Source organism: Pantoea dispersa (genome assembly GCF_019890955.1).
Classification (GTDB): domain Bacteria; phylum Pseudomonadota; class Gammaproteobacteria; order Enterobacterales; family Enterobacteriaceae; genus Pantoea; species Pantoea dispersa.
The window spans coordinates 1,768,859-1,786,402 of sequence record NZ_CP082346.1 but is presented as its reverse complement, the minus strand read 5'-3'; the positions used below and the strand labels follow the sequence as shown (position 1 = coordinate 1,786,402).

Here is a 17,544-nt window from a genome sequence, read left to right as displayed (position 1 = left end):
TGCTGCCGCAAAAAAGGCGGCTATTATAATGGAAAATGGCAGGCAGGATAAGCAGATCCCGCGCAAAGCGGACAAATCGTCAGCGTTTGCCGCGCGATCGGTTCCTGCCCGAGGCAAAACCAGGTAACGTACGGCGCATTTTCCGCGCCACAGCAGGCAGGAGCAGTTTTGACACTTCGTATTGGATTACCGCAATGGCAGCACGCCAACTGGAAAGTATTGGGTATCGAAACCCTGGCGGATTACGCCCGGCTGTTCGGCTGCGTCGAAGGCAATACCACGCTTTATGCGCTACCCAAACCGGAAGTGGTGCAGCGCTGGTATGACATGACTGACGACGCCTTTCGCTTCTGCTTTAAATTTCCTGACACCATCAGCCACAAAGCGGCGCTGAAGAACTGCGATGAGCTGGTGAATGAATTTCTGCGCCTGCTGGATCCGCTCAGCCAGCGCATCGGCCAGTATTGGCTGCAGCTGCCCGCCGCCTTTTCACCGGCGCAGCTGCCAGATTTATGGGCGTTTCTCGATCGCCTGCCGCGCAGCTTTCACTATGGCGTGGAAGTGCGCCATGCGGCCTTTTTTGCCAAAGGCGAAGCCGAGCGCGCGCTGAATCGCGGCCTGCATCAGCGCGGGGTTAATCGGGTGATTCTCGACAGCCGTCCGGTGCACGCCTCTGCCTCGCTCAGCCCGGCCGCCGTGCATGCGCGCGCGCAAAAGCCGCGCGTGCCGACGCACGCGGTGCGCACTGCCGGACAGCCGATGGTGCGCTTTATCGGCAGCGACAGCGTGGAGGAGAGCCTGCCACTGTTTGATGTCTGGCAGCAAAAACTGGCGGACTGGCAGCACGACAGCGACCCGCTGCTGTTCATCCACACGCCGGATATGGGCGCGGTGTTTCCGCTGCTACAGGCGCTGTGGCCGCAGCTGCAACAGCTGGAGCCGACGCTGCGCCCGCTGCCCGCCTGGCCACAGCAATCCAGCCTGTTCTAAACGCAGGGAAACGGGTGCAGCCTGCGGCAGTTTCTGCCAGAATAGCGCCCTTTCCGTTTTCTCTCCGGATAATTCATTATGTCTGACCGCGATACGCTATTCTCCGCGCCCATCGATAAACTGGGCGACTGGACCTTTGACGAGCGCGTGGCTGAAGTCTTTCCCGATATGATTCAGCGCTCGGTGCCGGGTTACTCCAACATCATTTCGATGATTGGCATGCTGGCAGAACGCTTTGTACAGCCCAACAGCCAGGTTTACGATCTCGGCTGCTCGCTGGGCGCGGCCACGCTGGCGGTGCGCCGCAATATTCAGGCACCGGGTTGCCAGATTATTGCCGTCGATAATTCGCCGGCGATGGTGGAACGCTGCCGCCGTCACATCGACGCCTTCCGCGCCGCTACGCCGGTGCAGGTGCTGGAAGCGGATATCCGCGATGTCCACATCGAAAACGCCTCACTGGTGGTGCTCAACTTTACCCTGCAGTTCCTTGAGCCGGACGCGCGCCTGACGCTGCTGCAGAAAATCGCCGCCGGCCTCAATCCGGGCGGTGCGCTGGTGCTGTCGGAAAAGTTCAGCTTTGAAGATGCCGACGTCGGCGAACTGCTGTTCAACATGCACCACGACTTTAAGCGCGCCAACGGCTACAGCGAGCTGGAGATCAGTCAGAAGCGCAGCATGCTGGAGAACGTGATGCTGACGGACAGCGTGGAAACGCATAAAGCCCGTCTGAAAAGCGCTGGCTTTGCCCACGCCGAGCTGTGGTTCCAGTGCTTTAACTTTGGCTCACTGGTGGCGTTGAAATGATTGATTTTGGCCGTTTTTATCAGCAAATCGCCACCGGCCCGCTCGCCAGCTGGCTGGAAGTGTTGCCAGCGCAGGTCGCCGCCTGGCAGCGTGAAAACCTGCACGGACATTTTCGCAACTGGGAGAAGTCGGTCGACAATCTGCCGCTGCTGGTGCCGCAGCAGCTCGATCTGCTGCACAGCGTCAGCGCGCAGCATGATGCGTTAACCGATCGCCAGCGCGCCGGCATCGAAAAGCTGCTGCGTAACCTGATGCCGTGGCGCAAAGGGCCGTTTTCGCTCTACGGCTGCGATATCGACACCGAATGGCGCTCCGACTGGAAGTGGGACCGCGTGCTGCCGCATATCTCTTCGCTGGCCGGTCGAACCGTGCTGGATGTGGGCTGCGGCAGCGGTTATCACATGTGGCGCATGATTGGTGCCGGCGCGCAGCTGGTGGTCGGTATCGATCCGATGCAGCTGTTCCTATGCCAGTTCGAAGCGGTGCGTAAGCTGCTGGGTGACGATCGCCGTGCGCATCTGCTGCCGCTGGGCATTGAGCAACTACCGGCGCTGCAGGCGTTCGATACCGTGTTCTCCATGGGCGTGCTCTATCACCGGCGTTCGCCGCTCGACCATCTGCTGCAGCTGAAAAATCAGCTGGTCAGCGACGGCGAACTGGTGCTGGAGACGCTGGTGATTGAAGGCGATGAAAACGCGGTGCTGGTTCCGGGTGAACGCTATGCGCAGATGCGCAACGTTTACTTTATTCCGTCTGCGGCGGCGCTGAAAAACTGGCTTGAGAAGTGCGGTTTTGTCGATGTGCGCATTGCCGATTACGCCATCACCTCGGTGGAAGAGCAGCGTCGCACCGACTGGATGACCAGCGAATCGCTGGCGGAGTTCCTCGATCCGCACGACAGCAGCAAAACGATTGAAGGCTATCCTGCCCCGCTGCGTGCCGTGCTGGTGGCGCGCAAACCGTAACGCTTAACGCCGCGACAGCGCCAGCTTCGCGGCGAAACCAATAAACACGCAGCCGGTCAGGCGATCCATCACTTTTAACACTGCCGGACGGCGCAGATGACCAGCAAAGTACTGGCTGCCGCTAATCAATACCGCGTTCCACACTAAGCCAATCACCATGTGGGTGAGCGCCATCAGTGTGCACCACAGCGCCACCGATCCGCCGGCCGGGATAAACTGCGGCAGAAAAGTGACGTAAAAAACCCCGACTTTCGGATTGAGCAGGTTACCGGTCAGGCCACGCGCGAAGCAGGTCAGATAGCGCTCTTCCCGCTTTTGCCCCTCCTGCCCGCTGGCCACCGTGCTGCGCGGGTTGAGCAGCAGTCTGACGCCGAGATACAGCAGGTACACGGCACCGATGCCTTTCAGCAGGTTATAAGCCATTTCCGAAGCCAGCAGCAGCGCGCCTAAGCCCAGCCCGACCGCCACGCCCCACACCAGACAGCCGAGCGTAACGCCCAATGCCGTCGCCGAGGCACGCTGCCAGCCCTGCGCAGCCGCTGAACGCAGCACCAGCGCGGTATCGAAGCCGGGTGTCAGCGTGAGCAGGGTAATAGCGAAAAGGAATGAAATAATCAGTGTCATGATGGGCTCCCGGGTTGTGCACAGAACAGCATACGCGACGGCGCATCAATTGTCCGTCGCCGGACGATCCCAGTACTGATATTTGTAGGCCGAACTCAGATGCCGCTCAATGGTGCCTTTGGCAAACACTTCGGTCTCATGCAAATAGCTCAGCGTGCAATTGCCCACCTCGTCCCACAACTGGCACTCATCCACCGAGCGCAAAGTGCTGACCGGCGTGGTCGAGGTGCCGTGCAGCCGCAGTTCGCGCCACTGATTATCGTAGCTGTAGGTCTCTTTGCTGCGCGCGCTGGTGGATGCCACCACCAGCCCCTGCGGATTCCAGCGCCAGGTATTCTCGCCGTTGGTCAGTTCATCGCTGCCGCGCGCAATACTTTTTTCCAGCCGGAAGTGTTTATCGTAGCGGTAAATGGTATCAGTAAAGCCCTCTTTCCCCATGCTGGTGAATTTGTCCGAGGCGCTGATGATGTTGCCGTGTTGCCCCATCTGCCAGCTGATAGTGCCCTGCCGGTTATCCACCACTTCCTCTTTGCCCGCGCGGGTCACTTTAACCAGATAAGCATAGTCAGCCACCCAGCCGCGCTGCACGCGCGCGATGTGCTGCTCCATGCTCAGCACCACCTTGCCTTCGCTTTTGTCATAGGTGATGTCAGCCACCATCAGATCGCCGCACTGGTCAAACTGCCCGAGCACGCGCTTCTGCGAGTTGACGTCTTTACCAAACTCCCCGGCCACCACCTGGCGCACCGCGCCTTTGGCATCGCCGCCCAGCATAATCCAGTTGTTGCTGCTGGTGATGTTTTTGCTCAGCGGCGGGCAGGTGCTGCTGGCGGCCAGCGCCGCGCCGGCAACGGGGAACAGCAGAATCACAACAGCATAAGGGAGGGATTTCATCAGCGTTATCCGCGCGTTAAGCCATAGAGTAATCAAAGCATCTTTTTCACCAATGCGCTATTCATGGCGAAGCGGCAGACAAAAAGAACCCCAGCAAGGAACTGGGGTTTGGTACTTGCAAACATCACGTCAGGTTTTCGGCGTGCTGCGCGGCAAAATTAGTACGGGTCAGGCGACCCGGTCAACGCTCATCTGCATCATGCTCTTCATGGCTTCGACGACATCGCCATCGACACAGGAGCGGCTGAATTCATCGGTTTCCGCTTCAGAACACATCGAGACACCGGCTTTACGGTAGCGCATCGGTGACGCGACGGCGCGGCTGGCGGAGCTGTGGACTTCCTGCAATCCGCTGTCGAGGAACTTTTGCAGATTGCTGAGGCGCACGCCTGCCCCTGCGATAATGATTGGACCGGTGCTGTATTCATTTAGTTCCCGTAATAATGCAATTCCGGTTTCAGCGCTCTGCTGCTGACCGGAAGTCAGAATGCGGGCGATCCCTAAATCAGTCAGCACCTCCAGCGAACGCTTCGGGCTGTGGCACAAATCAAAGGCGCGATGGAAAGTCACCGCCATGCCGTCGCACAGCGCCATAATCTGCTGCATGCGTACCGTGTCGACGTGCGCATCTTCGTCCAGCATGCCAATCACCAGACCAGGAAAACCCAGCTCGCGAATGCGCGCCACGTCCGATTTCATCACCTCAAATTCGCGTGCGGTGTAACAAAAATCGCCGCCGCGCGGCCGCACGATCGGGTGGACCGGAATGGTCAGTTCACGCTGTGCGGCTTCCAGCATACCCGCCGAAGGTGTCAGTCCGCCTTCACGCGGAGCACTGCACAGCTCCACGCGATCGGCACCGGACGCCTGCGCAGTCATTGCGCAGTCGATGCCATAGCAACAAATTTCCAGTTTCGTCATACCTTGCTCCTTTTCATGACTGCTGGCTCGGGAGGAGTGCATCAGTTAGTCTGCTCATTCAGACAGTTTACGTGGAAAGCGCACTATGGCATTCGATTTTGATCAAGGGATAGACCGTCGTCACAGCGATAGTTTGAAATGGCACAAATATGGTGATCGCGATGTGCTGCCTTTGTGGGTTGCCGACACCGATTTTCGCTCGCCGCCGTGCATCATTGAGGCCATTAAACAGCGTGCCGACCACGGTGTTTTCGGCTACGGCGCGACGCCGCACGGTTTGATTGATATCACTATTTCCCGCTTAGCCCAGCGCTATGGCTGGCAGATTGAGCCGGAATGGATTGTGTTGCTGCCGGGCGTGGTGAGCGGACTGAATTTATCGGTCCGGGCATTTACCGAGTCGTCGCAGAGCACCGTGGCACCGACGCCGATTTATCCGCCGTTTCGCGCGGCGGCGCGGCTGGCGCAGCGCGCTCAGGTCAATCTGCCATTGCAGTTACAGCAGGATCGCTGGGTGATGCAGCTGGATGACAGCCAGATGCAGGGCAACGAGCGCCTGCTCATGCTGTGCAATCCGCAGAATCCGGGCGGCACCGTCTACCGCCGTGATGAGCTGGAGGCGCAGCTGGCCTTTGCCCAACGCCACGATTTGCTGGTGTGCTCCGATGAAATCCATTGTGACCTGCTGTTAACGCCCGGCGTACAGCACATTCCGTTTGCCTCGCTGAGCGAAGACGCCGCCCAGCGCAGCATTACCCTGATTTCGCCATCTAAAACCTTCAACATCGCCGGGCTGGGTGCGTCCATGGCCATTATCCCTCATCCCGAACTGCGGAAACGCTTTAAGCAGGTGCGTGAAGGCATCGTACCGGGCGTGGATATTCTGGCGCTGGTGGCGGCGGAAGCCGCATGGCGCGACGGTGATGCGTGGCTGGCAGACCAGCTGGCTTACCTGCGCGCCAATCGTGACTGGCTGGTGCAGCAGGTGAATGCGCTGCCGGAACTCAGCATGGTCGCGCCAGAGGCCAGCTACCTCGGCTGGATTGACGCCAGCCAGCTGGATGTCGCCAGCCCGGCGCTGTATTTCGAAAAACACGGTCTCGGTTTCTCGCCGGGCCGTGATTTCGGCGACGATCGCTTCGTGCGCTTCAACTTTGGCTGCACGCACGCCACCCTGCAGCAGGCGGTATCGCGCCTGCAGCAGGCGGTGGCAGCGCGGCGCTAGGCCTGTTCGCTGGCAACGATCTCCTCCAGCCGCCACGGATGAAACTTGATGGTAGTTTGCCCGTCCGTCACCGCTAAGGTCGGATTGGGCAAACGTTCATTTTCGCCCTGCGGCGTGCTGGTTTTAAACGCGATGCCCGGCTGCGTCAGCGCCTCGTCTGCCAGCAACGCCATCGCACGCATGCCCAGCGTTTCCGGCTCGCCGCGCAACACAATTTCCACATGCTCCCAGCCTTCATGGCGATACAGCTTCTCACCGGGCCACGGCAGCTCGATCACATCCACCTGCCAGCCCGCGATCCGCAGCGGCTGATGCAGCTTAAACAGGCAGATCGGCCGTCCATTAATCATCGCTTCGGAAAACTGCTCGCCGATTTGCAGTAAGCCGGCTTTCCAGCGTTCTGCCGTGGCGAACTGATGACAGCGCACCGCCACGTGGTCCGCCTCGTGCTGCGTAAGGTCAAGGCCGAGGCGTGCCGCAAAGTGTTGCAAAGCCTGTTCAAATCGGGACAGGTCTTGTTTTAAATCACTCAGTTCTGAAGGAAAATCCAGATTCATACGTTAAATACCTCAAACTCAGTTCAGATCTTTTAATCAATAAAAAAACAGGGCTGCCGCAGCTTTCGCTTGACAAAATGCTCGGATTCATCCGATTTCACGCCAAAAACCTTCAAAAACCGCATAAATCGCCCCTCTCTTTCGGATTAATCGCGTAATCAGGTCCACACGTTACTTTATAAAAGTGCCTTAACCAACTGTTATTATTAACAATAGTTAATACAATGAGATAACTCTTATTTACCAGTCAATCAATTGCAGTAGCTGACCCTTTCTTATAAATTTGGGTTTCACAACTACAAGGAATGGCCCTATGTCTATGCTCATTGTTGTCGCGGTCCTGATAGCCTTGATGGGATTTGCAATTTCCCGCCACTGGAAGGTGCGTGAAGACAAAAGCGTTAAAAATCCCCGTCGCCACCCGCGCCGCCGTTAACCGGCGCGCGGGCCTGCGTCCACCGGCAGCCATAACCGATTGCTGACGCACCCCAACATTTCACGTATACTTCCCCTCTTATTTTTTCCGTCCCGACACGCACGCGGGATGACGACATCGGCTCGCCCTCAGCTGGCGGGCCTTTTCAGCATATGAAGGTAACGCGGTGAATATTCAGGCTCTTCTTTCCGATAAAGTCAGTCAGGCGATGGTGGCGGCAGGCGCACCGGCCGATTGCGAACCGCAGGTTCGTCAGTCTGCAAAAGTGCAGTTCGGCGATTACCAGGCGAACGGTATCATGGCCGTGGCGAAAAAGCTCGGTCAGGTGCCGCGCCAGCTGGCTGAACAGGTAGTTCAGCATCTGGATCTGGCTGGCATCGCCAGCAAAGTCGACATCGCCGGTCCCGGCTTTATCAACATCTTCCTCGACCGCCAGTGGCTGGCACAGCAGGCCGCGCAGGCGCTGCAGCTGCCACGCCTGGGCGTCAGCGAGGTGACACCTCAGACTATCGTGATTGACTACTCAGCGCCCAACGTGGCGAAAGAGATGCATGTCGGTCACGTGCGATCCACCATCATCGGTGATGCCGCAGTGCGCACCCAGGAGTTTCTCGGTCATCACGTCATCCGCGCTAACCACGTCGGTGACTGGGGCACACAGTTTGGCATGCTGATCGCCTATCTGGAGAAGCAGCAGAACGAGCATCATGAAGATATCGCGCTGGCCGACCTGGAAGCCTTCTACCGCGAAGCGAAACGCACCTATGACGAAGACGAAGCCTTCGCCGAGCGCGCCCGCGGTTACGTGGTGAAACTGCAGGGTGGCGACGAATATTGCCGCGCCATGTGGAAAAAGCTGGTGGATATCACCATGAGTCAGAACCAGCAGGTGTATGACCGCCTTAACGTCACCCTGACGCGTAGGGATGTGATGGGTGAAAGCCTGTATAACGACATGCTGCCGGGCATCGTCGCCGATCTGCGCGAAAAAGGGCTGGCAGTGACCAGCGAAGGCGCCACCGTGGTCTTCCTTGATGAGTTTAAAAACAAGGAAGGTGAACCGATGGGCGTGATCATCCAGAAGAAGGATGGCGGCTATCTCTACACCACCACCGATATCGCCTGCGCCAAATATCGCTACGAAACGCTGCATGCCGATCGCGTGCTGTACTACATCGATTCCCGCCAGCATCAGCATCTGCAGCAGGCGTGGACCATCGTGCGCAAAGCGGGCTACGTGCCGGAGTCAGTGCCGCTGGAGCACCATGCGTTCGGCATGATGCTGGGCAAAGATGGCCGTCCATTTAAGACGCGCAGCGGTGGCACAATCAAACTTTCCGATCTGCTGGATGAAGCCGTTGAGCGCGCCCATGCGCTGGTGAGCGAGAAGAATCCGGAGATGAGCGCGGCAGAGCTGAAAGAACTGGCGGAAGTGGTCGGCATTGGCGCGGTGAAATACGCCGACCTGTCGAAAAGCCGCACCACCGATTACATCTTCGACTGGGACAACATGCTGGCGTTTGAAGGCAACACCGCGCCGTACATGCAGTATGCCTACACGCGTGTGCTCTCGGTATTCCGTAAAGCGGGCATTGAGGCAGACAGCCTGCACGGTGATATCATCCTGACTGACGAGCGCGAAGCGCTGCTGGCGACCCGTCTGCTGCAGTTTGAAGAGACCATCACCCAGGTCGCGCGCGACGGCACGCCGCACGTGATGTGTGCTTATCTGTACGATCTGGCCGGTCTGTTCTCGGGCTTCTATGAGCACTGCCCGATTCTCTCCGCCGAAGAGGAAAACGTACGCAATAGCCGTCTGCAGCTGGCTGCGCTGACGGCGAAAACCCTGAAGCAGGGGCTGGATACGCTGGGCATCAAAACCGTCGAGCGAATGTAAGCCTAAAAAAACCCGCTGCGGCGGGTTTTTTTTTGGCTATTGGCTATTGATAATTGACCATCACTTCACTGCTCACCACCCGCAGACCCGGCGGCAACGCGCCCTGCCCCTGAAAGCCGAAAGCCAGATGCAGCGTTTCATCGGCTGCCACGTTGGCGAGGCCGCGCGTGCTGCCGCTGGCGCCGTCCAGCTCTACGCAGCGCTGACTGGCGCACAGCCGCACCACCAGACCGGATGGCGCCGGGCGGCTCAGCGTGTAGCGCCAGTTCACCAGCGAAATAGTCCCTGGAGCCGCCGAGGGCGCTTTAAGCGCCGGCGACAGCAGCCAGTTGCCGCGCACGCCGAGGCTTGGGCCGCTGGCGCTGGCCTGCCACGCACCGCTGGCGGCTTTGCCCGTTAGCGGCAGCGCCAGCAGCGCCGCCAGCAGCCATGAGAGCGTCACGCCGCGCATTATTTGCCGCCTATAGTAGCAGTCATTCGGATCTGCCGGTTATCGGTCAGCTCCATATTAGACAGCACCACCAGCTGCGGCAGGTTACGGCGCAGGAAGCGCGCCAGCAGCGCCCGCAGCGGATGGTTAACCAGCAGCACCGGCGGCGCACCGGTCATCTCCTGCTGCTGCAGCGCGGCCTGCGCCTGCATCAGCAGTCGATCGGCAAGACCCGGTTCCAGACCGCCACCGCCCTGCAGCGCCTGCAATAGCAGACGTTCCAGTGTGGCATCCAGTCCAATCACCTGCACTTCGCCGTTGCCCGGGAACCACTGCTGGGTAATCGCGCGGCCCAGCGCGACGCGCACCACGCTGGTCAGTTCCTGCGGATCGTTCTGCACCGGCGCATGTTCGGCCAGCGTTTCGATAATGGTGCGCATGTCGCGGATCGAGACGCGCTCGGTCAGCAGATTTTGCAGCACTTTATGCAGCGTGGTCAGGGTAATCACGCCCGGCACCAGATCTTCCGTCAGCTTTGGCATCTCCTGGGTGACACGGTCCAGCAGCTGCTGCGCTTCCTGACGCCCAAACAGCTCGCTGGCGTACTGGCCGATCAGGTGATTAAGGTGGGTAGCCACCACGGTACTGGCTTCCACTACGGTGTAGCCCTGAATCTGTGCCTGCTCTTTCAGCGCGCTGTCGATCCAGATGGCCGCAAGGCCAAACGCCGGGTCAACCGTCGCTTCACCCGGCAGCGTGCCCGCCGCCGTGCCCGGGTTAATCGCCATCCAGCGTCCCGGATAAGCATCGCCGCTGCCAATCTCCACGCCCTTCATCAGGATGCGATAGCGCGCCGGCGGCAGCTCCATGTTGTCACGAATGTGCACCACCGGCGGCAGGAAGCCGACCTCCTGCGCCACCTTTTTACGGATACTGCGGATACGCCCGAGCAGCTCGCCGTTTTGCAGATGATCGACCATCGGAATCAGGCGATAGCCCACTTCCATGCCAAGCGAATCTTCCAGCTGGACGTCGGTCCACGAGGCTTCGACCGTTGCCGGCGTCTCCTGCGTTTTCACCACGCTGGAGGCTTCACTTTGCTTCTTCGGCTGCATTTCGCGGCCGCGCAGCCACCAGGCCAGGCCGAGCAGCGCCGCGGTGAACAGCAGGAACACAAAGTTCGGCATGCCGGGCACCAGGCCCAGCAGGCCAATCACGCCGGCACTCAGCATCAGCACGCGCGGATTGTTAAACAGCTGGCCCACCATCTGTTCGCCGACGTCCTGATCGGTGCTGACGCGGGTAACGATGACACCGGCAGCGGTAGAGATCACCAGCGCCGGGATCTGCGCCACCAGGCCGTCACCGATGGTCAGCAGCGTATAGGTTTCCCCGGCATGGCCGAGATCCATACCGTGCTGCACCACGCCCACCAGCAGGCCGCCGATCACGTTGATCACCATGATCAGGATGCCGGCGATGGCGTCGCCGCGCACAAACTTACTGGCACCGTCCATCGAGCCGTAAAAGTCCGCTTCCTGGGTCACCTCGGTGCGCCGGCGTTTGGCTTCGTCTTCACCAATCAGGCCGGCGTTCAAATCGGCATCAATTGCCATCTGCTTGCCGGGCATACCATCCAGCACGAAACGCGCGCCCACTTCGGCGATACGTCCGGCACCTTTGGTGATGACCATGAAGTTGATGATCACGAGGATGATGAATACCACGATACCAATGGCGAAATTACCGCCCACGAGGAAGTGACCAAAGGCTTCAACCACACGCCCGGCGGCATCAGCACCCGTATGCCCTTCCAGCAGGATGATACGCGTTGAGGCGACGTTCAGCGCCAGACGCAGCAGCGTTGAGAACAGCAAAATGGTCGGGAAGGCAGCGAATTCCAGCGTGCGCTGGGTGAACATCGCCACCAGCAGCACCATGATGGACAGCGCAATGTTGAAGGTAAACAGCAGGTCAAGGATGAACGCCGGCAGCGGCAATACCATCATCGACAGGATCAGCATGATCAGCACCGGACCAGCCAGCACCTGCCATTGCGTGTCTTTAAAATTGCCCGGTAAACGCAGCTTTTCGGCCAGATTAGCCATGGTTGATGTTCTCTCCTGCAAAGTCCATCTCTGCCGGGACCGGCAGATGTTTTGGTTTGTTTGGAATCAGGCCGCCTTCGCGCTTCCAGCGTCGCAGCTGCCAGACCCACGCCAGCACTTCGGCCACGGCGGCATAGAGCGCGCCGGGAATAAACTGGCCAATTTCCGTATGACGATAGAGCGCACGCGCCAGCGGCGGCGCTTCCAGAATCGGTACGCGGTGCTCTTTAGCGATTTCCCGAATGCGCAGGGCAATGTCACCGGCGCCTTTGGCAATCACTTTCGGCGCGCTCATCTTGCCTTCCTGATACTGCAGCGCCACCGAGTAGTGCGTCGGGTTAGTCACGATGACGTCCGCCTTCGGCACGTCGGCCATCATGCGGCGGCGGGCGGCGGCACGCATCGCCTGACGGATACGCCCTTTAACGTGCGGATCGCCCTCATTCTGCTTGTGTTCATCGCGAATTTCCTGGCGCGTCATGCGCAGCTTTTTGAAGTAGCTGTAGAGCTGCCAGAACACGTCAAAGCCAACCATCGGGATCAGACCCAGCATCACCAGCGCGCAGCTGATGGCGGTCATCGACAGGCCATGCTGCAGCGCATTCACCGGCGATTCGCTCATCAGACGCAGCATCTCCTGCCAGTGACTCCACAGATACCAGCCAGCCACCAGCGCCACCAGCACCGCTTTGAGGATCGCCTTCACCAGTTCCGCCCACGTCTGACCGGAGAACATGCGCGCAATGCCCGGTAACGGGTTGAGCTTTTTGAAATCGAATTTGATGGATTTTCCGCTGATGTTGATTCCGCCCAGAATCATCGGCGCGGCGATGGCCACGATCACCAGCCCGGCCATCAGCGGCAGCAGCGCGATCACCGCCTGCATCACCAGGTTGCCGATGTGCGAGACGATAATTTTATCGTCGTTGACCATGCCGTGGTCGAAGCGGAAGCCGGTGGCCACCATGCTGGCCAGCCGTTGCGCCATATTGTGGCCGCCCAGCCAGATGATCAGCAGCCCGGCCAGCAGCATCAGTACCGAAGTCAGCTCGCGCGAACGCGGAATCTGCCCCTCCTGCCGTGCTTTCTCAAGTCGGTGGGGGGTGGGCGATTCTGTTTTGTCCTCGTTGCTCTCTTCAGCCACGACATACCTCAGCTGGCAGGAATTCTGAGCATAGGATGCCAAAACCCTTCGGGTCTAAAGCGCGGATTAAGCGAGAAAAAGATGGGTTTATTTAGCCATAAGTGAAATCAGGACCTGCGCTAACCTGGTGCGGGCCAATCACCAGCGAACGGTTCCGCGACTTTGCTGCGCAATACGGGTTAAGTGGTGGAGCAAGCAAAAGCCGTGCCGGACTGGCTGGGTTACAGACGCGGCTGCGCCCGGAAATTCCGAAAATCATAAAATTGTTTCGCCGCGCAATCTTTTTTTATCTGAAAAAATAGATAAATCTTATTTACCAATTCCCCTAAGCACCATCAGGGGGCAAATGTCGCGCCGCACGCCAGCCGCGCTTGCTTACGCAAATAAATTAATGCAGCTTATCTATCGTCCCAGCCAGAACGATCGCGGCGTGCCGTTAAGGCGTTTTTTCGCCCGGTAGCACGGGATTTGCCGCGGTGCAATGGTTTGAATTCTCAAAAGTCTTAGGTAGACTTAAGTCAGCACTATCTTTCTGTAATTTGACTGTTTTTTAGTGGCCTTCTCACTGCATAATCTGCCCGCCCGCTGAGTGCGTGCCGGATACAACTCTGCAGCGATACTGATGAAAATTTGAGGATCATGGTGAATAAGAGTCTCTTGCTAACGCTGCTGGCGGCTTTAACGCTGGCGGGATGTAAAGCGCCTCCACCGCCCGTGACGGATGACACCCTGGTCACCAGCGAAGTGAACGGCGTAAAACTGGTTCATCGTCATGCAGTGGCAGCACCCGGTGAATTTACCCCGGTGAATGAGAGCTTTCGCGCGCTGTATGCCGCCTCTGTGATGACCCTGCCGGATTACGGCGGCAAAGTGGTGCGTTATCTGGATAACGCCCAAACCTTTGAGGTGCTGGGTCGCGTCGAGCACAACTGGCTGGCGATTGCAGAAGAACCCAGCGGTCAGCTGATTGGCTACGTGCCTCCCAAAGCTGGCGTGGAGAGCAGCCGCTATGATGCCACGCTGCGCAGCGACCGGCCGCGTCCCCGTCGTACTAAACAGGTCTGCGTGGCCGTGGGCGGCGCCAGTAAAGCATGCCGCACCAATGATACCGCGACCTGGATCTTAGACTGATGATGCAATCCGGCGCATATTGCCCGCAGCACACCGCTGCTTTGCGGGCTAACCGTTCCGTTATTGCCAGGATAATTGAGATTTAATGACTCAGGACTCCCTTGCCCGCGATGGCATTGTCGCGGGCAACGATAACCTTTTGCTGAATGCCGCAGCCCCGATTCTGAATGCCGTCGTGCGTATACGGCAGGCGGCGACGCACGACGATCCCGCCGGCCTGCGTCAGCTGCTGATTGAAGAGATCCGCCAGTTCGAGCAACGCTGTAAACAGGCGGGTTTACCGTTTGAGATGATCATCGGTGCACGCTACTGCCTGTGTAGCGTGCTGGACGAAGCGGCGGCGCAAACTCCCTGGGGCACGCGCGGCGTCTGGTCCGGCAACGGCATGCTGGTGACCTTTCATAACGAAAGCTGGGGCGGCGAAAAAGTGTTCCAGCTGCTGTCGCGCGTGTCGCAAAGCCCGCAGCAGCATTTATGGCTGCTGGAAGTGATTCACTACTGCCTGCTGCTGGGCTACGAAGGGCGCTATCGCGGCAGCGACAGCGGACGCGCGCAGTGTGAAGGCATCCGTAAACGGCTGGCGCAGCTGATCGCGGAAACCCGCCCGGCGGCACCACCGCGCGCGCCACTGGTGGAAGTGCATCCGCTGGTCAGCACCCTGACACGACCGATGGTGCCGCTGTGGGCCTGCGTCACGCTGGCTACGCTGATTGCCTGTCTGATCTACAGCGGGCTCAACTGGCGGCTGGGCAATGCGGCCGAACCGCTGCTGCGCGCCATCTATCAGACCCCGCTGCCGCAAATCATGCCGGGCCGCCGCCCCACCTCACCGCAGGCGCTGCTCGATCTGCATCAGCGTCTTAACGACGTGATTGCCGCAGGCCAGCTGGAAGTGAGCGACGGTGCCTTTGGCAGCAAAGTGATCATCCCTGCGGACAAGCTGTTTGCGCCGGACGGTACGGTGGTGAACCAGGTTGGCCGCGCGCTGCTGGCGCACGTGGCCAGCGCGATGAAGACGGTAAAAGGCACGGTGCTGGTATCGGTCTATACCGATAATCGTCCGGTGGATGGCCGTTTCGCCTCCAGCTATGAATTCTCCTTCGCCCGCGCCCGTGCCGTTACGCAACTGCTGAATACGCAGCTGGCGGACGGTCACAGCGTTAAAGCCGAAGGCCGCGGTGACAGCAATCCGCTGTTACCCAATGACAGCAATGAAAACCGCGCCCGCAATCGCCGGGTGGAGATCACCCTGTTTGCGGCACCGGAAACCCTCGGCAACCATCAGGGAGGCCAGTGATGCGCGCATCACTCCAACATCTGTTAACCCATCGCCTGCTGTGGGGCCTGATTGGCGTCACGGCACTGAGCTGCGTGCTGTGGATGCTCGGTCCGCTGTGGAGCTGGGGTGACACCCGTCCACTGGAGCCGGTATTCCCGCGCCAGCTGGCGGTCGGCCTGCTCTATTTCTGCTGGGTGCTGTTCCAGTTTATTCCCGCCATCTGGCGCGGCTGGTTTAACAGCAAGCTGCTCAATCGCCTGCAGGAGATGAGTCACGAAGAAGCGTCCGATCGCCAGGCGACCGAGACGCTGCTGACCCAGCGCTTCAGTGAAGCGGCGCTGCGGCTGAAACGCACCCAGTTTGGTCGCCGGCATCAGAAAAGCTGGCTGGCGCGTTTTCAGAGTCACTATCTGTATCAGCTGCCGTGGTACGTGATGATAGGCGCGCCCGGCGCCGGTAAAACCACCGCGCTGCTGAATGCTGGCCTGGAGTTTCCGTTAACTGACAGCCTCGGCAAAGAGGCGGTACGCGGCGTCGGCGGCACGCGTCACTGCGACTGGTGGTTCACCGACAGCGCAGTCTTAATCGACACCGCGGGCCGTTACGCACTGCAGGAGAGCCAGCGCGCGCGCGACGGTGCCGAGTGGCATAACTTCATTAAATTGCTAAAGCGCTACCGCACGCGCCAGCCGATCAACGGCGTGATCATGACCATCAGCGTGGCTGACCTGCTGACCGATTCTGCCGAGGCACGTCACGCCCAGGCCAGCGCGCTGCGCAGCCGCATGGTTGAGCTGCATCAGCAAACCGGCATTCATTTCCCGGTGTATGTGATGGTCACCAAAACCGACCTGCTGAAAGGGTTTATGAGCTTTTACGGCAACCTGAGTAAGCCGCAGCGCGATGCCATCTGGGGCTTCACCTTCCCGTGGGAACCGGGCAAGCCGCATAAAGATGACTGGCACCGCAGCTTTAGCGAGCGCTTTCAGCAGCTGGAGCAGCGTCTGCAGCAACAGCTGGCCGACGTGATGGCCGGCGAGCGCGATCTCACCCAGCGCGCAGACAGCTTTCTGTTCCCGCAGGAGTTCAGTTCGCTGCGTCCTTTACTTAACGAATATCTCGACGTGGTGTTTTCCCGCCATGAGGATGAGATTGCCTGGTCGGCGCGCGGCCTGTTCTTCACCAGCGGTACCCAGGAAGGCCTGCCGTTTGACCGCATCATGGGCGAACTCAACCGTAAGCTACAGCTGCCACACACCGGCGAGTCGAGCCTTGCCGCGTGGGACAGCGTTAACCGCAGCAATCCGATTCCGGGTACCAAAGGCCAGAGCTTCTTTATTCGCGACCTGTTAAGCGACCTGGTGTTCCGCGAAAGCGGCCTCGCCGGCAGCAACCGTCACTGGGAGTATCGTAACCGGCTGCTGCACTGGATCGGTTACGGCGCGCTCACCGGCGCGCTGGTGCTGCTCTCCGGTTTGTGGCTCACCAGCTACGTGCAGAATCAGCGTTATCTCGATCAGGTCGCGGCGCGCATCGGGCCGATTACCGCGCAAAGTCAGCAGGTTATTCATCAGCCAGCCGATAATATTTTTGATCTGCTACCCTTCTTAAATAACCTGGTGAAACTGCCGCTGTCGGCGCATTTTTCTCTCGACAATCCGCCGCTTACCATGCGCGCTGGACTGTATCGCGGTAACCAGGTGAGCGATGCCGCATGGGTGCTTTATCAAAATGCGCTTAAGTCTTTACTGCTGCCGCGCGTGGCCCAGCAAATTACCAACCTGCTGCGTGACGATCCCGGCACCGACAATGACTACAGCCGCAATGCGCTGCGCGCTTATCAGATGCTGTATCAGCCGCGTAACTACGACGGCGAATTTCTGCGCGGCTGGCTGATGCAAAATCTGCAGCGCACGCTGCCGGACAACGTCAGCGCGCGCGATCTGCAGCAGCTTGACTGGCACCTGAGCCAGCTGCTCGATCAGCAGATTCAGTCGTCGCCTTATGCACGCGACAATGCGCTGATGATGCGTAAGCTTGCGGAAAATCTGAAAAATGCCGGTCAGAATGGCCGTATGCTGGCGGTTTCGCCACACCCCGTATCGCAGCGATTGACCGGACACAGTGAGTAATGGT

At 59.2% G+C, this 17,544-nt stretch carries 16 protein-coding genes; 9 read left to right on the top strand and 7 right to left on the bottom strand.

Going from position 1 to position 17,544, the window contains the following annotated elements:
- Positions 1-168: 168 nt before the first annotated feature.
- The 3 genes from K7H94_RS08200 to cmoB all read left to right on the top strand — a co-directional run bounded on the left by K7H94_RS08200 (position 169) and on the right by cmoB (position 2,762).
- Positions 169-990 (top strand): DUF72 domain-containing protein, encoded by an 822-nt coding sequence (locus K7H94_RS08200; protein ID WP_222951942.1) that lies wholly within the window; start codon positions 169-171, stop codon positions 988-990.
- A 78-nt stretch (positions 991-1,068) separates the two neighbouring features.
- A complete protein-coding gene (gene cmoA / locus K7H94_RS08195) occupies positions 1,069-1,797 on the top strand; it encodes a carboxy-S-adenosyl-L-methionine synthase CmoA (protein ID WP_021509963.1) in 729 nt (242 codons plus the stop codon).
- The gene (gene cmoB, locus K7H94_RS08190; RefSeq protein WP_021509962.1) at positions 1,794-2,762 is read left to right on the top strand and encodes a tRNA 5-methoxyuridine(34)/uridine 5-oxyacetic acid(34) synthase CmoB; all 969 of its coding nucleotides are present in this window, start codon (positions 1,794-1,796) and stop codon (positions 2,760-2,762) included. Before cmoA ends, cmoB begins: the two co-directional genes overlap by 4 nt.
- Positions 2,763-2,765: 3 nt before the next feature.
- Here the strand turns inward: cmoB and K7H94_RS08185 are convergent, their stop codons facing one another.
- From K7H94_RS08185 to cutC, 3 genes are all read right to left on the bottom strand, one after another.
- Positions 2,766-3,386, bottom strand: a complete 621-nt coding sequence (locus tag K7H94_RS08185) for a LysE family translocator (protein ID WP_058757506.1) — start codon at positions 3,384-3,386, stop codon at positions 2,766-2,768.
- A gap of 45 nt (positions 3,387-3,431) precedes the next feature.
- Complete coding sequence (locus K7H94_RS08180) at positions 3,432-4,280, bottom strand: hypothetical protein (RefSeq protein ID WP_222951941.1); 849 nt, start codon at positions 4,278-4,280, stop codon at positions 3,432-3,434.
- Between the two features lie 168 nt (positions 4,281-4,448).
- On the bottom strand, positions 4,449-5,201 hold the full coding sequence (gene cutC, locus K7H94_RS08175) for a copper homeostasis protein CutC (protein WP_222951940.1): 753 nt from the start codon (positions 5,199-5,201) through the stop codon (positions 4,449-4,451).
- A gap of 85 nt (positions 5,202-5,286) precedes the next feature.
- On the opposite strand from cutC, the gene K7H94_RS08170 reads away from it, so the two are divergent.
- The gene (locus K7H94_RS08170; protein WP_058757504.1) at positions 5,287-6,426 is read left to right on the top strand and encodes a MalY/PatB family protein; all 1,140 of its coding nucleotides are present in this window, start codon (positions 5,287-5,289) and stop codon (positions 6,424-6,426) included.
- Here the strand turns inward: K7H94_RS08170 and K7H94_RS08165 are convergent.
- Positions 6,423-6,983, bottom strand: coding sequence for a VOC family protein (locus K7H94_RS08165; protein ID WP_058757503.1), 561 nt, complete (start codon positions 6,981-6,983; stop codon positions 6,423-6,425). The genes K7H94_RS08170 and K7H94_RS08165 overlap by 4 nt on opposite strands.
- A 313-nt stretch (positions 6,984-7,296) precedes the next feature.
- Between K7H94_RS08165 and K7H94_RS23145 the strand changes: the two genes are divergently transcribed.
- Together K7H94_RS23145 and argS are read left to right on the top strand one after the other, a co-directional pair.
- A complete protein-coding gene (locus K7H94_RS23145) occupies positions 7,297-7,419 on the top strand; it encodes a hypothetical protein (RefSeq protein WP_007889544.1) in 123 nt (40 codons plus the stop codon).
- Between the two features lie 166 nt (positions 7,420-7,585).
- Positions 7,586-9,316 (top strand): arginine--tRNA ligase, encoded by a 1,731-nt coding sequence (argS, locus tag K7H94_RS08160; protein WP_222951939.1) that lies wholly within the window; start codon positions 7,586-7,588, stop codon positions 9,314-9,316.
- A gap of 43 nt (positions 9,317-9,359) precedes the next feature.
- On the opposite strand, the gene flhE is transcribed toward argS, so the two are convergent.
- The 3 genes from flhE to flhB are packed head-to-tail and all read right to left on the bottom strand — an operon-like array spanning position 9,360 to position 12,998.
- Positions 9,360-9,767, bottom strand: a complete 408-nt coding sequence (gene flhE, locus K7H94_RS08155) for a flagellar protein FlhE (RefSeq protein ID WP_104188954.1) — start codon at positions 9,765-9,767, stop codon at positions 9,360-9,362.
- On the bottom strand, positions 9,767-11,854 hold the full coding sequence (gene flhA / locus K7H94_RS08150; RefSeq protein WP_021509954.1) for a flagellar biosynthesis protein FlhA: 2,088 nt from the start codon (positions 11,852-11,854) through the stop codon (positions 9,767-9,769). The genes flhE and flhA overlap by 1 nt, the downstream gene beginning before the upstream one ends.
- Positions 11,847-12,998: a flagellar biosynthesis protein FlhB gene (gene flhB / locus K7H94_RS08145; RefSeq protein WP_222951938.1), complete on the bottom strand. Its 1,152-nt coding sequence runs from the start codon at positions 12,996-12,998 to the stop codon at positions 11,847-11,849. The genes flhA and flhB overlap by 8 nt, the downstream gene beginning before the upstream one ends.
- Positions 12,999-13,637: 639 nt before the next feature.
- Between flhB and K7H94_RS08140 the strand changes: the two genes are divergently transcribed.
- From K7H94_RS08140 to tssM, 3 genes are all read left to right on the top strand, one after another.
- Positions 13,638-14,129 (top strand): hypothetical protein, encoded by a 492-nt coding sequence (locus tag K7H94_RS08140; RefSeq protein WP_021509952.1) that lies wholly within the window; start codon positions 13,638-13,640, stop codon positions 14,127-14,129.
- 85 nt (positions 14,130-14,214) lie between these two features.
- Positions 14,215-15,426 (top strand): type IVB secretion system protein IcmH/DotU, encoded by a 1,212-nt coding sequence (gene icmH, locus K7H94_RS08135; protein ID WP_058757499.1) that lies wholly within the window; start codon positions 14,215-14,217, stop codon positions 15,424-15,426.
- A complete protein-coding gene (tssM, locus tag K7H94_RS08130) occupies positions 15,426-17,540 on the top strand; it encodes a type VI secretion system membrane subunit TssM (protein ID WP_222951937.1) in 2,115 nt (704 codons plus the stop codon). Before icmH ends, tssM begins: the two co-directional genes overlap by 1 nt.
- Positions 17,541-17,544: the final 4 nt, after the last annotated feature.